The 14371-nt window shown below is 71.2% G+C and carries 10 protein-coding genes; 7 read left to right on the top strand and 3 right to left on the bottom strand.

Annotated elements, in window-relative coordinates:
• Window positions 1–156: 156 nt before the first annotated feature.
• From ESO86_RS03550 to ESO86_RS03540, 3 genes are all read right to left on the bottom strand, one after another.
• A complete protein-coding gene (locus tag ESO86_RS03550; protein WP_129233512.1) occupies window positions 157–1830 on the bottom strand; it encodes a CocE/NonD family hydrolase in 1674 nt (557 codons plus the stop codon).
• Window positions 1831–1929: 99 nt separating this feature from the next.
• On the bottom strand, window positions 1930–3111 hold the full coding sequence (locus ESO86_RS03545) for an amidohydrolase family protein (RefSeq protein WP_129233511.1): 1182 nt from the start codon (window positions 3109–3111) through the stop codon (window positions 1930–1932).
• Window positions 3112–3143: 32 nt separating this feature from the next.
• The gene (locus ESO86_RS03540; protein WP_129233510.1) at window positions 3144–4031 is read right to left on the bottom strand and encodes a bifunctional helix-turn-helix transcriptional regulator/GNAT family N-acetyltransferase; all 888 of its coding nucleotides are present in this window, start codon (window positions 4029–4031) and stop codon (window positions 3144–3146) included.
• A gap of 261 nt (window positions 4032–4292) precedes the next feature.
• On the opposite strand from ESO86_RS03540, the gene ESO86_RS03535 reads away from it, so the two are divergent.
• From ESO86_RS03535 to ESO86_RS03505, 7 genes are all read left to right on the top strand, one after another.
• On the top strand, window positions 4293–6707 hold the full coding sequence (locus ESO86_RS03535; protein ID WP_129233509.1) for a glycoside hydrolase family 43 protein: 2415 nt from the start codon (window positions 4293–4295) through the stop codon (window positions 6705–6707).
• Window positions 6708–6866: 159 nt separating this feature from the next.
• Window positions 6867–8099 carry an ROK family transcriptional regulator gene (locus tag ESO86_RS03530; protein ID WP_129233508.1) on the top strand — a complete coding sequence of 411 codons (1233 nt, stop codon included), beginning with the start codon at window positions 6867–6869 and terminating at the stop codon, window positions 8097–8099.
• A gap of 31 nt (window positions 8100–8130) precedes the next feature.
• A complete protein-coding gene (locus ESO86_RS03525) occupies window positions 8131–9024 on the top strand; it encodes an ABC transporter permease (RefSeq protein WP_242492186.1) in 894 nt (297 codons plus the stop codon).
• A complete protein-coding gene (locus ESO86_RS03520) occupies window positions 9021–9839 on the top strand; it encodes an ABC transporter ATP-binding protein (protein ID WP_129233507.1) in 819 nt (272 codons plus the stop codon). Before ESO86_RS03525 ends, ESO86_RS03520 begins: the two co-directional genes overlap by 4 nt.
• A gap of 67 nt (window positions 9840–9906) precedes the next feature.
• Window positions 9907–10929, top strand: a complete 1023-nt coding sequence (locus ESO86_RS03515; protein ID WP_129233506.1) for an aliphatic sulfonate ABC transporter substrate-binding protein — start codon at window positions 9907–9909, stop codon at window positions 10927–10929.
• Between the two features lie 7 nt (window positions 10930–10936).
• A complete protein-coding gene (locus ESO86_RS03510) occupies window positions 10937–12508 on the top strand; it encodes a sulfatase family protein (RefSeq protein WP_129233505.1) in 1572 nt (523 codons plus the stop codon).
• 23 nt (window positions 12509–12531) lie between these two features.
• On the top strand, window positions 12532–13971 hold the full coding sequence (locus ESO86_RS03505; RefSeq protein ID WP_242492185.1) for a sulfatase family protein: 1440 nt from the start codon (window positions 12532–12534) through the stop codon (window positions 13969–13971).
• Window positions 13972–14371: the final 400 nt, after the last annotated feature.

Genomic DNA, 14371 nt, shown 5'->3' with positions numbered 1-14371 from the left:
TAGGCGGCGCGGGGCCGGACGACGCCGACTACGGCGCGGCGTTCGCGGTGCTCGTCGTGCTCGCGGGGCTCGGGGTGCTCGCGTCGCTGTCGATCCCGCGCCGGGCAGGCGTGCCGGCAGCCTGAGTCGCCGCCCGGCTGAACCCGACTCGGGTCGTCAGGGCGACCACGCCGGCAGCGTGATGCGGGTCCCGGTGGACCCGCCGTGGGCGATCTCCTGGTGCGCGACGACCGTCTCGGCGGCGTCGACCGCGGGTTCCCCGGTTCCGGGGTTCCGCGCGAAGCGCGGGTGCGCGCCCGAACCGACCTGGACGCCGAGGCGGTGTCCGACGGCGAACCGGTGGAAGGTCGGCCACAGCGTCACCGCCACCTCGCGGAACCCGTCGTCGTCCGGGTCGGGGTCGGTCGCGACCGTGCCGGCCGAGCCGATGCGTCGGATGCCGTCGCACACGGTCATCGAGCGTCCGTCCGGGTGCACGTCGGTGATGCGGACGAACACGTCGAAGCTCGGCGCGCTCGATCGGACGCGCACGGTCGCGACGGGCTCGCCCGCGACGTCGAGCGGCGCACTGAGCGGGCGGGATCGGTAGGTTGCGACATCCGGCCGCTGCTCGTGCTCGGCGTTGTCGACCGGCTCGGCACCCCGCTGTCGCATCGGACCGCCGACGGCGGGCGTGGGGTGCTGCGGGTCGTACGTGTACGACGTGATGCCGGGCGCCGCGGCATCCGTGGCCATCCCGCGGTCCGCGCCCAGGTGCCAGACCCGGTCGGCGGTCGGCGGCGGCCACTCGGGAAGGTCGTGCCAGCGCTCGGCCCCCGTCTGGTACGCGTGCACCGGCGCCGGTCGGTCCCACGCGTCGCCGAGGAACGCCTCGCGGAGGAAGGCGACGGTGTCGGGATGCGACGCGGAGGCGCGTTCCGGCGATCGGTGGCTCCAGGCCCCGATGGTCAGGCGCGGCGGGTTCCCCGCCTCGACGAGGCGCCGGTACGAGCGCAGGTGCGAGGGCAGGAAGAGGTCGTACCACCCGGTGGTCATGAACACCGGTGCGGTCACGTCGGCGACGGACGCCGTGTGCGACTGCCGCGTCCAGTACTCGTCCGCGAGGTCCTCGTGCCGGAGCCACTGCTGGTACCACTCGATGGGATGGCCGGCGGCGGCGGTGTCCCCCGCGCCGAGCGGCAGGACGTCGAGGGCCTGCTTCAGCGCGCGATCCGGCAGGAGCATCCCGAGCATCGCCGCGCGGCCCTGCCGCAGGCGGTCCATTCCCCGGCTCCAGCCCAGCGCGGTGTTCAGGGCGAACGCCCCGTTCTCCCAGGCGACCGAGCCGAAGTCGGTCAGCGCGACCTCCACGACGAGCGCCTCCGGCGCGTCCTCCGGATGCTCGCGCTGCAGCGTTCCCGCGGCCGCCCACTCGGCGTAGGCCATGTAGCTCTCCCCGGTGGTCGCGAGACGACCGGTGAACCACGGTTGGCGCCGCACCCAGCGGTAGGTCGCGATGGAGTCGCGCTGCTCGTCGACCCACGGACTGAACTCGCCGCCCGAGCCCCAGGTCCCGCGGCAGCTCTGGAACAGGACCGGGAACCCGGAGTACGCGAGCACGCGGGCGATCGTGCCGATCCCGCCGCGCCGACCGTACGGGCCGCGGATCACGATGGTCGGCATGCGGCCGTCGACGTCGACCGGGAGATAGAGGTCGCCGAGCAGTTCGACGCCGTCGTCCATGGGCGTCCGCAGGTCGCGCTGCACGGTGATGTCGTGCGAGCCGAGCTCGACGCCGCGCCAGAGTCGCCGGTCCAGGGCTTTCGTGATCCGCCAGCGCGTCGCGGTCATGCCGTCTCCTCGCGGTGTGCCGTCCGGGGTGGTCAGCCGGGGCCGCCCCGCCCTGCCAACGTACCGCGGGCCCGCGGCGACCGGACGTCCCCGAGCGGGTCACGCCTCCACGAACGCCCGACCGTAGAGCGCCTCGGCGTTGCGCCACGCGATGCCCTCCGCGACGCGGATCGCCTCGTCGATCGGCCAGCCGTGGTCCTCGACGTACCCGCCGAGCACGCGCGCCGCGGCATCCCGCCACAGCCGTGCGCCGAGCAGCACGCGCTCGGGAACGCCCCACGCGTCGGTCGAGAACAGCACGCGCGAGAACGGCGCGAGGTCGAGCGACTCGCGCACGACCGAGTCGGCGTTCGCGCCAAGGAAGCCGACCGCGAGCCCGACGTCGAGGAAGACGTGCGGGAAGACGTGGGCGAGCCAGCCCGCCTCGCGCACGTACGGGTAGCAGTGCAGGAACGCGATGCGCCCGCCCGTGCCGGCCGTCGCCGCGACGAGCGGCTGCATGCGGGAGGGGTTCGCGCGCTCGAGCACGAGGTCGGCGTCGCCGAACCCGGCGTGGACCTGCAGGACCGCACCGCGCTCGAGCGCCCACCAGATGAGGTGGCGGATGATCGTCGGGTCGGTGAGGCGCGGGCGAGCGGATGCCCCGGGGCGGGCGGATGCGGCGTGGCCGGCGGTCTCGGCGAACCACGCGTCGGCCGCGGAACGCAGCTCGATCGAGGTCGGCTTCGACGGGTCGAGGTCGAGGCCGCACCGATGCGCGGCGACGGTCTTGAAGCCGACCGCGTCGGCGGCGGCCTGCTCCAGTGCGGGTTCCAGCCGGTCGGCGAACTCGGCACCCGATGCGCTCTGCGCGAGCACGGTCTCGGCGATGGTCTCGAGCCGGGCGACGCGATGCGTGGGCGCGCCGGCCAGTCGCGCCATCCGCTCGTCCGCCATCAACAGGTCGGGGCGGTGGCCGTCGTCGACGAGGTACGCGGCGACGCCGGAGGCGCGGAGGAGCCGGCGGGCGACCTCATCCGGTCCCAGCGCGCCGCGCGCGGCGAGGTAGTCGTCGCGGCTCGCGAAGGCCGGCAGTCCGAGGAGCGGCGCGCAGTGTCGTCGCAGCGCGAACCCCTGCGCGCTGTCGAACACGTCGGCGGGCGATGCGGCGTGCTCGGCCTGCGTGAGCGCGCCGAGCAGGTCGGCCTCGGTCGGGTCGGGCAGCATGCCGTGCACGTGGTGGTCGACGAGCGGCATCCGCTCGATCGCCTCGGCCAGGTGCTGCACGGAATCCGCGCCCATGCCGCGATCCTCTCGCGATCCGGTCGCGGCGACTACCCGAGGCGCTTCTCGAACCAGAAGTCGGCGTAGGGCTCGCCGTTGAAGTCGGGGATCTCGACGTAGCCGTGCGAGCGGTACATCGCGATCGCCTCGGTGAGCGTGCGGTTCGTGTCGAGCCGGACGACGGCCACCCCGAGCCCCGCCGCCGCCGCCTCGATCTCGCGGAGCAGCCGCGCCCCCAGGCCGAGGCCCCGCGTGCTCGACGCGACCCAGAGCCGCTTGACCTCCGCGGGCTCGTCGCCGTGCAGCTTGAGGCCCACGCAGCCGACCGGATCGCCGTGCAGGAACGCGACGAGGAACGTGCCGTTCGGCTCGCGGAACTCGTCGTCGGGCGTGGGCCGGGTGCGCGCCGGGTCGAAGCCGATGTCGAACCGCGAGGCGAGTTCGGTGAAGTACGCTGCGACGCTCGCCCGCGCGGCCGGGTCGGCCGGGTCGACGGTGCGGACCTCGACCGCCGAGGCGGTCATCAGTCGCCCGACCTCGTCCATCGCGGCGAGCAGCCGTTCCCGCTGCCGGTCGGTGAGCGGGTCGAGGATGCCGCCGACGAGCGCGTCGGACGACCGGTCGAGCTCGGCGCGCTCGGCGACCCCGGCGGGCGTGAGTCGCGCGACGCGCACTCGCGAGTCGTCGGGCGAGGCCTCGACGCGCACGAACCCATCGGCCTCGAGCGCCCGGAGCTGCCGGCTGAGGTACCCGCTGTCGAGCTCGAGCCGCTCGCGCAGCTCGCGGAGCTCGGCCCCGCCGCCGGTCGACGCCCCGATCTCCCAGAGCAGTCGCGACTGGCCGAGGGGCCGGCCGCGCGAGAGGTACCCGTCGTCGAGCGCGCCGATCCGCTCGGTGACCGTGCGGTTGAAGCTGCGCACCCTGGCGATCGCGTCCATATCTCTGACTCTAGTCAGAGAGCTGTGCGATGTCAGCCCGGACAACGTTCTAGGCGGAATTTCACGGGCTTTCCGTCGGCGCCTTGACGGAAAAATCGAGCCTCCGTTGGATGAGTGCGAAGCACATGGGGGAGCCCCGCGCATCGTGTCGCCACGGTTGGCGGCAACGGCTGGGTCGCCCTCGACGGTCGCGCGCACCCTCGGTGCGCGGGCACTGCCGCGCGCCCGCGCGGCGACTTCGATGGAGAAGGAGCGCACCTGATGCGATGGAGATCAGTCAGTCTCGGAACGGCGGCCGCGCTCGCGGCGGCCGTCCTGGTCGGCGGGGGCCTTCCCGCCCTCGCCGGTCCACCGGCGCCCGCGGAGGCGGCCACGTCGCCCGCCACCTACACGAACCCGGTCAGCGCCGGTGTCGTCGACACCTTCCCCGACCCGGCGATGATCCGGGGCAAGGACGGCGCCTGGTACGCGTACGGCACCACGAACCCGATCTTCAACAGCGACGGCGAGGCGGGTGAGCGCATCCTGCCGATACTCCGATCCACCGACCTCGTCGACTGGGAGTACGTCGGCGACGTCTACCCTGCCGAGGACCCGAAGCCCTCGTACTGGGCCTCCGGCACCCGCCCCTGGGCGCCCGACATCCGTTACATCGACGGGCAGTACCACCTGACCTACTCGCTCTCGAACGGCGGCGTCGCGCTGCTCACTGCGGAGACGCCGACGGGCCCATGGACCGACCGGGGCCTCTACTTCGGCAGCGCGCAGGTTGCAGGCTGCCCCACAGGGAACATCGACCAGGCGATCTTCACCGACTCCGACGGCACGCACTACCTCTACTGGGGCAGCTACGACGTGATCTGCGTGTCCGAACTCACCGCGGATGCCACCGAGCTCACGGGCGAGGTCACTCAGGTCGCGCAGGGCCGCCGGATGGAGGGTGCCTATGTCGTGCAGCGCGACGGCTGGTACTACCTGATGTACTCCGACGCCGGATGCTGCGACGGCGCGTTCAGCGGGTACACCGTCAAGGTGGGCCGCGCCGACAACCCGCGCGGGCCGTTCGTCGACGACCACGGCATCGACCTCATGGCGCTCAGCAGCAAGGGCGGGTACGTGCTCGCGTCGAACGGGAACGGCTTCGCCGGCCCCGGACACAACGCGATTCAGACCGACCTCTCTGGGCAGGACTGGATCGTCTATCACGCGATCCCGACGGAGGACCCCGACTTCCCGACCGTGCAGACCCGCGCCGGGAACCTCAACCTCTCGAAGCGCCCGCTCATGATCGACCGGCTCGACTGGATCGACGGATGGCCCGTGGTGCGGGCCGGTGCCGGACCCTCGAGCGGCGAGCAGGTCGCGCCGGTCACCACCGCGGTGCTCGGGAGCGCGTTCGAGGACGGCGTGCCCGGCGACTGGCCGGTTCGGGGCGCGGGTGCCGTGAGCCCGGGCACGGAGACCGACGCCGGCGGCTTCGCTCGGGTGACGCCCGACGCATCCGGCACGACCGAGGTCGTGACCGCCGACGAGATGGCCGGCGACCTTCGTGTGCAGGCCGACGTGCGGTTCAGCGCGGACGGCAGTGCGGGAGACTCCGGAACGGCCGCGGTCCGCGTCGGCGCTCGCGGCCAGAACGGGGCGACGGCCACCATCGACCGGGGGTCCGGCGAGCTCCGGCTCGAGGTGCGGCAGGGAGCCCGCACGAGCGTCGACGTCGCGTCGCTGCCGTCGGGATTCGCCTACGACGAGTGGCACGTCGTCGCAGTCGAATGGCGTGGCGACACGATCGCCGCCGGGGTGTCGGGCGACGGCCTGCGCGATCCGCTCGCGGAGGTCGAGGTGGCGGCGCCGAGGAACGCGATCGCCGAGGGGCCGATCGGCATCGCGGCGTCCGGGGCATCCGTCGATGCCGACAACCTGAGCGCCGCATCGCTGTACGTGCCGGTCACCGAGCGGGTCGCCGACCCGGTACTGGGCGAGATGCTCCCCGAGCACTCGGACGAGTTCGACGCCGCCGGTGCGCCCACCGCAGGGGATGCGGCGTGGAGCTGGGTCCGCGAGCCGGCGTCCGGTCCGACGGTCACGGACGGTTCGCTGGTATGGCCCACGCAGGCGGCCGAGCTGCACACCGGCAACAACAGCGCCTCGGTGCTGCTCCGCGATGCTCCGGAGGGCGACTTCACGGTCGAGACCAAGCTCACGTTCGACGGCACGCGGGGCAACCAGCAGGCCGGCATCGTGCTCTACGAGCACGACGACCGGTACGTCAAGCTCGCGCACTCGATCCTGCCGTTGAACCGCAAGCCGGGTCAGTTCCTGCACAAGGTCGAGTTCGGCAAGGAGGCCGAGCGGCCCACGACGCCGACGCCGATCGCGGTCGCGAACGCCCCGATGTTCGGGGCGGCACCGGCGGAGACCACGTGGCTGCGGCTGCACGCCCATGTCGACCAGGACGCCGGCGAATGGGAGTTCCGCATGGCCTCCAGCACCGACGGGGAGGACTGGCAGTGGGGCGGTGTCTGGACCTTCCCGGTCCAGGGCGACATCCGCATCGGCTTGGTCTCGATGAACGCCACGGGGGCGACGGCCGAGTTCGACTACGTGCGCACCTACGCCATGCCGGACTCCGGTGCGACGGAGGAGACGCCGACGGCCGCGCAGTCGGACGACTGACGGATCGGCCGGCGAAGCGGGGCGTCCACCTTCGGGTGGGCGCCCCGTTCGCGTGCCGGAGCGGGGCGCGCCGTCCGTTCTGCAAGGAGCGCAACAGATCGTGGAAGTTTTTCTGTCGGGTTGTTGACGGAAAAATTCGGCGTTGAGAGTCTTGCTGGCATGTCGATGACGACCGGAGTCCACGCCCTCGTGAGGCGGACCCATGAGGAGCGGGTGCTGGCGGCCCTCAGGGCCCACGGCGCACTCAGCCGCGGCGAGCTCGCCAGGCGGGTGGGCCTCAGCCGCACGACGCTCTCCGAGATCACCGCGAACCTCCTCCAGCGGGGCGCGATCATCGTCGCCGACACGGATGCCGCGACCCGCGCCGGAAGCGGACGGCCGGCCGAGCGGCTCGCCCTCGATCCCGACTCGGGCCAGTTCCTCGGCGTCGACTTCGGGCACCGCCGCGTGCACGTCGCCGTCGCCGACGCGTCGCACGAGATCATCGCGCAGGGCGTCGAGCGCTACGACGACGACCCGCCCTGGGCCGAGCGGCTCGAGATCGCGTTCGACCTCATCGACCGGCTGAGCCGCGACACGGGCGTGCACTTCGGTGCGCTGCAGTCGATCGGGATCGGCGTCCCCGGTCCCTACACCGGCGCCCGAGCCGGGACCCCCGCGGTGAGCTGGAAGAACCAGCTCGCTCCCGACGGCGTCGACCTGGCCTTCGCCGAGCGCTTCGGCGCCCCGGTCGTGGTCGACAACAACACCAGGCTCGCGGCGCTCGCCGAAGCGATCAGCCGCCCCGACGCCGTCGACAACCTCATCTACCTGCGCCTCTCCGACGGCGTCGGCGGCGGCCTCGTCGTGTCGGGCCGGCTCGTCACCGGATCGCGCGGCTTCGCCGGAGAGCTCGGCCACGTGACCGCGAACCCCTCGGGTGCACCGTGCCGCTGCGGCAAGCGCGGATGCCTCGAGACGATCGCCTCGGTTCCCTCGATCCTCCGGGCCTGCAGCGAGGCCGGCGCCGACGTCGAGAACCTCGCCGACCTCGCCGCGGCCGTGGCCAAGGGCGACCCCGCCGTCGACGCCGTGCTCCGCGAAGTGGGCTCGACCGTCGGACGCGTGCTCGGCGCAGCGGCGATGACCCTCAACCCGCGCGAGGTCGTGATCGGCGGCGAGATCGTCCGGATCGCGCCAGTGCTCGTCGAGCAGGCCGCCGCGACCCTCCGCTACGAGCTCTACTCGATCCCCTCGGACCAGCCCCACATCGTGCGCGCGGCGCAGCTGCGCGACAGCGACGGCGCGCTCGGCGCGATCGCCGCGATCTTCCACCAGTCCCCACTCCTCGCCGGATACCCCGACCCAACGGCATCCGTCGAGAACGCACCGCAGCAAAGGAGCGCACTGTGAACGCCACGCACGCACGAGAGAGGGTCGCGCCATGGCGCGGGTGAGCACGATGGGGCAGCGATCCCAGCCGGCCACCGGCACCGAGGAGACCGCGGTCGTGGTCGACGGCATGCGCACGAGTGCGATCACCGCGGTCGACGACGGCGGCAGCCCGCGGCGTCGCCGCTCGGGCGGGATGGGCAAACGGACGAAGCTCCTGGTGCTGAACGCCGTCTCGATCATCGGCGGCATCGCGATCTGGTGGCTCCTGGCCCTGAACGGCTTCCAGCTGCCGACCCCGCCCGAGGTCGTCGAGAAGGCGATCCAGCTCTGGAATGCCGGCATCCTGCAGGAGGATATCCTCGCGAGCCTCGGCCGCGTGCTCGCCGGCTTCCTGCTCGGCTCCGCCGCAGCCATCCCGGTCGGCTTCCTCATGGGCTGGTACACCGTGGCCCGCGGGTTGTTCGAACCGTGGATCCAGTTCTTCCGCACCATCCCGCCGCTCGCCCTGCTGCCGCTCGTGCTGGTGCTGCTCGGCATCGGCGAGATCCCGAAGATCGTCGTCATCTTCCTCGCCGCGTTCCTCGCCTGCGTCATCTCGACGTACCAGGGCGTCGTGAGCGTCGACAAGACGCTGATCAACGCGGCGCGCGTGCTCGGCGCGAAGGACGGCACGATCTTCGCCCGCGTCGTCGTCCCGGCGTCGACGCCGTTCATCCTCGTCGGCATGCGCGTCGGCCTCGGCTCCGCGTGGGCCACGCTCGTCGCCGCCGAGCTGCTCGCCGCGCAGGCCGGCCTCGGGCGCCGGATGCAGGAGGCGCAGATCTACTACGACCTGGCGACCATCTTCGTGGGCATCGTCCTGATCGGCATCCTCGGCCTGGTCATGGACCGCCTGCTCCTCTTCGCCGAGACCAAGCTGACCGGATGGCAGGAACGACGATGACCACCACGAACCCCGCGACGGCCACCGCCGCGAAGATCTCCGTCCGCGAGGTGACGAAGACCTTCCCGCTCAAGGGCGAGGAGTTCACCGCCCTCGACCGCGTCTCGATCGACATCGCCGACAACGAGTTCGTCACCGTCGTCGGCCCGTCCGGATGCGGCAAGTCCACCCTGATGAACGTGCTCGCCGGCCTCGAGACGCCCACCTCGGGCGAGGCGCTCGTCGACGGTCGGGCCGTGTCCGGCCCCGGTCCGGAGCGCGGCGTCATCTTCCAGCAGTACGCGCTCTTCCCCTGGCTGTCCGTTCGGAAGAACGTCGAGTTCGGCCTCAAGGTGAACGGCGTGCCGAAGGCGCAGCGCCGCGAACGGGCCGAGCACTTCATCGAGATGGTCGGACTGCAGCAGTTCGCCGACGCCCTGCCCAAGATGCTCTCCGGCGGCATGAAGCAGCGGTGCGCCATCGCCCGCGCCTACGCCGTCAACCCCTCGATCCTGCTGATGGACGAGCCGTTCGGCGCCCTCGACGCCCTCACGCGCGTGAAGCTGCAGGAGCAGCTGCTCGAGACGTGGAGCCGCGAGAAGCGGACGGTCATGTTCATCACGCACGACGTCGACGAGGCCGTGTTCCTCGCCAACCGGGTGGTCGTCATGGCCGCCCGGCCCGGTCGGATCTACGACGTCATCGACGTGGACCTCCCATACCCCCGCACGGAGGACGTGCGCCTGAGCCCCGAGTTCGGGGAACTGCGCAACCGCGTCTGGCACGCGGTGTACCACCAGGAACCCGGCGTCGCCGCCGGAACCGCGTCGCACTGACGCGGCGCCTGCCCCCACCCATCCAGCACCGATATCACCCCCACACCCCATGAAGGGAAGCACAGCCATGCGTTTTTCCAGGAAGCTCCTCGGCGTCGCGGCCGTCGGCGCCGCCGTCACCCTGCTCGCCACCGGATGCGCCTCGGACGGCGGATCGAGCGACTCGGCCGCCGCGCAGAGCGAGTACGACGACGTCATCGAGGTGAACTTCGGGTACATCCCCGACTTCAACGGCACGAGCCTGCTCGCCATCGCCGAGGACCAGGGCTACTGGGCGAAGTACGGGCTCGACGTCGAGACCCCGTCCTTCACGAACGGCCCCCTGCAGATCCAGGCGCTCGGCACGGGCGACCTCGACTTCGGCTACATCGGCCCGGGCGCCTTCTGGCTGCCGGCCAGCGGCGAGGCGAAGATCATCGCGATGAACACCCTCGGCCAGTCCGACCGCGTCGTCGGCCAGCCGGGCAACGACTCCATGGAGGACCTCCGCGGCAAGACCGTCGCGGTCCCCGAGGGCACGTCGGGCGACATGATCCTGACCCTCGCCCTCGAGGACGCCGGCATGACGAAGGACGACGTCGAGCTCGTGCCCATGGAACCGTCGGCGATCGTGTCGGCGCTGGCATCCGGCCAGGTCCAGGGCGCGGGCTTCTGGTACCCGGCCCTCGCGACCGTGAAGGAGCAGGTCCCCGACCTCGTCGAGATCGCGCAGAACTCCGACTTCGAGGAGACCGTCGCGTTCCCGACCGCGTTCGTCGCCGGCAACGACGTCGTCGAGAACGAGCCCGAGAAGGTCGACCGGGTGCTGAAGGCGCTGCGCGATGCGATCACGTTCCGCTACGAGAACCCCGACGAGGCCGTCGACCTGACCGCCGCCTACAACGCCCTCGACGCCGAGGCCGTCGCCGCCGACGCCGCGAACAACAAGGTGCTCTCGCTCGAGGAGCTCGACACCCTCACCGAGGACGGCACCGTCGACTCGTGGCTGAACGGTATGCAGGACTACTTCGTCGCCGCGGGCAAGCTGACCGAGGTCGCGGAGCCGTCGTCCTTCTACACCGGCGACGTGTTCCTCCAGGCGGGCGAGTAATCCAGCCATGACGCCGAGCAACATCCTCTTCCTCATGACCGACCAGCACCGGGCGGACACGCTCGGGGCGTACGGCAACGCGTTGGCCGCGACGCCGGTGCTCGACGAGCTGGCCCGAACGGGCACGCGCTTCGACCGCTGGTACACGCCGACCGCGATCTGCACGCCGGCCCGCGCGAGCCTGCTGACCGGTCAGGCCCCCTTCCGCCACCGCGTGCTCGCCAACCACGAGCGCAACGTGGGCTACCTGGAGGACCTCGCCGAGGGCAGCTTCACCTTCGTCGAGGCGCTGCGCGAGAAGGGCTACAACACGGGACTCGTCGGCAAGTGGCACGCCGGCACCGAGAAGAACGCCGCCGACTTCGGATTCGACGGCCCCGACCTTCCCGGATGGCACAACCCCGTGGAGAACGAGGACTACCTCGGCTACCTGGCCGAGCACGACCTGCCGCCGTACGCGATCAGCGATCGCATCCGCGGCACCCTGCCGAACGGTGGGCCGGGCAACCTGCTGGCTGCCCGGCTCCACCAGCCGGTGGAGGCCACCTTCGAGTACTACCTCGCGACCCGCACGATCGAACTGCTCGAGCGGTACGCGGCCGACGCCGACCGCGACGGCACGCCGTTCTTCCTCGAACTGAACTTCTTCGGGCCGCACCTGCCGTACATCGTGCCGAACGAGTACTTCGACATGTTCGACCCGGCCGACATCGAGCTTCCCAAGTCGATCGCCGAGACCTTCGAGGGCAAGCCGCCCGTGCAGCGCAACTACAGCGCCCACTGGACGTTCGACACCATGCCGATCGAGGTGACGCGCAAGCTCATCGCGGTCTACTGGGGCTACGTCGCCCTCATCGACCAGCAGATCGGCCGCGTCATGGACGCGCTGCAGCGACTCGGCCTGGTCGACGACACGGCGGTCTTCTTCACGTGCGACCACGGCGAGTTCACGGGCGCGCACCGGCTGCACGACAAGGGGCCCGCGATGTACGAGGACATCTACCGCACGCCCGGCCTGCTGCGGATCCCCGGCGGCCCGGCCGGCCAGGTGCGCACCGAGTTCGTGAGCCTGCTCGACTGCACCGCGACGATCCTCGAGCTGGCGGGGCTGGACCCCGCGCCCGCGGTCGACTCGCGCAGCCTCGTGCCGCTCGCGGCCGGCGAGCAGCCGGAGTGGGCCGACGACATCGTCTGCGAGTTCCACGGTCACCACTTCCCGTACCCGCAGCGGATGCTCCGCAACGACCGGTACAAGCTCGTCGTCAACCCCGACTCGGTGAACGAGCTGTACGACCTCGAGCGTGACCCCGACGAGCTGCTCAACGTCTACGATCACCCCGAGATGCGGGAGGTCCGGAACGCGATGATGCAGCGCCTCTACGGGCTGCTGCGCGACCGCGGCGACAATTTCTACCACTGGATGACGACGATGTACGACGTCGGCGAGGTCGACTACGACCCGACCCAGTCGGGCCTCGACGAGACGACGTACCAGGCGGTCGAGCGAACGGATGCGGCGGCGCCCGTGGCATCAGTCGCCCCCGTGCCCGCGGTCGACCCCGAACGGCGGTCCGCCTGATGACAGCGCGTCCGAACGTCGTCATGATCCTCACCGATGACCATGGATCGCAGGCCATCGGCGCGTACGGGTCGGTGCTCAACGCGACGCCGCGCATCGACGAGATCGCCGCGAACGGATGGCGCTTCGACCACTGCTTCGCCACGAACGCGCTGTGCTCGCCGAGTCGGGCGTCCATCCTCACCGGGACCTACAGCCACGTGAACGGAGTCTCGACGCTCGTCACGCCGATCGACGCCGGCCAGCCGACGTTCGTCTCGCAGCTGAAGGCCGCCGGCTATCGCACCGCGATGATCGGCAAGTGGCACATGGGCGAGCACGAGGGCTCGAGGCCCGAGGGCTTCGACTACTGGGACATCCTCGTCGGCCACGACGGGCAGGGGGAGTACTGGGATCCGTTGTTCCTGTCGGCCGAGGGCGAGCGCATCGTCGAGGGCTATGCAACCGACCGGATCACCGACCTCGCGTTCGACTGGCTCGACTCCCTCGAGGGCGACGACCCGTGGTGCGTGCTGATCTACCACAAGGCGCCGCACCGGCCGTGGGAGCCGAAGCCCGAGGATCTCGAGCGGTTCCGCGATGCGGTCCCCGTGCCGTCGACGTTCTGGGACGACTACGACAGCCGGTCGTCGTCGACCAGGCGGGCGCTCATGCGCCTGGCCGAGAACCTGAATGAGGAGGACCTCAAGGTCTCTCCGCCCGAGGGGCTCGGCTACGAGGAACTCGCGTTGTGGAAGTACCAGCGCTTCATGGAGGACTACCTCGCATGCGTGGCATCCGTCGACGACAACGTGGGCCGGGTCATCGACCGGTTGCGCGAGCGCGGGGAGTTCGACGACACCCTGCTCATGTACGCCTCCGACCAGGGATTCTTCCTCGGAGAGCACGGCTGGTTCGACAAGCGGTTCATGTTCGAGGAGTCGCTGCGCATGCCGATGCTGCTCAGTTACCCGCGCGAGCTCGAGGGTGGTCGCGTCTTCGACGACATCGTCACGAACGTCGACTTCGCGCAGACGATCCTGGATGCCGCGGGCGTCGCGTCGCACGACCGCATGCAGGGGCGCAGCTTCTGGCCCGACCTCGTCGGTTCACCCGTCGAGCCACCCGCCGAGGGCATGTACTACCGGTACTGGGAGCACGACGACACCTTCCACAAGGCGCCGGCCCACTACGGCTACCGGACGCAGCGGTACAAGCTCATCTACTACTACAACGACGGGCTCGGCCTGCCCGGCACCGGGCCGTTCACCTATCCGCCCGAGTGGGAGCTCTACGACCTCGAGCGCGACCCCGAGGAACTGCGGAACGTCGCCGACGACCCCGCCTACCGCGAGGTCCGCGAGGAGCTCGAGCGGGCGATGTGGCTCGAGCAGGCGCGGCTGGGCGATGTTCCGCATCCGAGCCAGCCGCAGCCGGTGGGTCTCGTGGACTCCGACGGATCGGTGGTGCGAGCGAGCGCCTGAAGCCACGGGCGTGTGCCATCAGACCAAACGCAGGATGGTGCGGCTCATCCTGCTCGCATCCGACCCATGGACCGGCTCATCCTGCAGATCCGGGCGGCGCGCGCCCGGACCCGCGGCCGTCGCCCGGACTGCCGCCGCCGCCCGGCCTGAGGTACCTCAGGCCCGTCCGAGGCACGGCGGCGGCCCAAGATAGGACACCCTCCCGATACGCGTGGCCCACCTCAGCGAGGAACCTGAGTGCAGGTGGTCAGCCACCGCACGAAGGGATCGGGATCATGGACCTCGCACACGGCTTCCTCGCACAGCAGGTGACCGAGCACGACCAGCGCACGGCCGAGTTCGTCGCCGAGCGCCGCATGGCGCGCGCACGCCGCGGCGCGGCGCGGGTCGCCGGGGCCGT

Origin of the sequence: Agromyces binzhouensis, from assembly GCF_004135055.1 — a bacterium.
Taxonomy (GTDB): Bacteria; Actinomycetota; Actinomycetes; order Actinomycetales; family Microbacteriaceae; genus Agromyces; species Agromyces binzhouensis.
Note: the sequence above shows the minus strand (reverse complement) of the source record. Positions and strands in the feature narration are given on the sequence as shown.

What these genes read in the sequence shown, in the direction of transcription:
- ESO86_RS03550 (WP_129233512.1), bottom strand. Translation starts at nt 1,830, where the DNA reads ATGACCGCGACGCGCTGGCGGATCACGAAAGCCCTGGACCGGCGACTC.
- ESO86_RS03545 (WP_129233511.1), bottom strand. Translation starts at nt 3,111, where the DNA reads ATGGGCGCGGATTCCGTGCAGCACCTGGCCGAGGCGATCGAGCGGATG.
- ESO86_RS03540 (WP_129233510.1), bottom strand. Translation starts at nt 4,031, where the DNA reads ATGGACGCGATCGCCAGGGTGCGCAGCTTCAACCGCACGGTCACCGAG.
- ESO86_RS03535 (WP_129233509.1), top strand. Translation starts at nt 4,293, where the DNA reads ATGCGATGGAGATCAGTCAGTCTCGGAACGGCGGCCGCGCTCGCGGCG.
- ESO86_RS03530 (WP_129233508.1), top strand. Translation starts at nt 6,867, where the DNA reads ATGTCGATGACGACCGGAGTCCACGCCCTCGTGAGGCGGACCCATGAG.
- ESO86_RS03525 (WP_242492186.1), top strand. Translation starts at nt 8,131, where the DNA reads ATGGCGCGGGTGAGCACGATGGGGCAGCGATCCCAGCCGGCCACCGGC.
- ESO86_RS03520 (WP_129233507.1), top strand. Translation starts at nt 9,021, where the DNA reads ATGACCACCACGAACCCCGCGACGGCCACCGCCGCGAAGATCTCCGTC.
- ESO86_RS03515 (WP_129233506.1), top strand. Translation starts at nt 9,907, where the DNA reads ATGCGTTTTTCCAGGAAGCTCCTCGGCGTCGCGGCCGTCGGCGCCGCC.
- ESO86_RS03510 (WP_129233505.1), top strand. Translation starts at nt 10,937, where the DNA reads ATGACGCCGAGCAACATCCTCTTCCTCATGACCGACCAGCACCGGGCG.
- ESO86_RS03505 (WP_242492185.1), top strand. Translation starts at nt 12,532, where the DNA reads ATGATCCTCACCGATGACCATGGATCGCAGGCCATCGGCGCGTACGGG.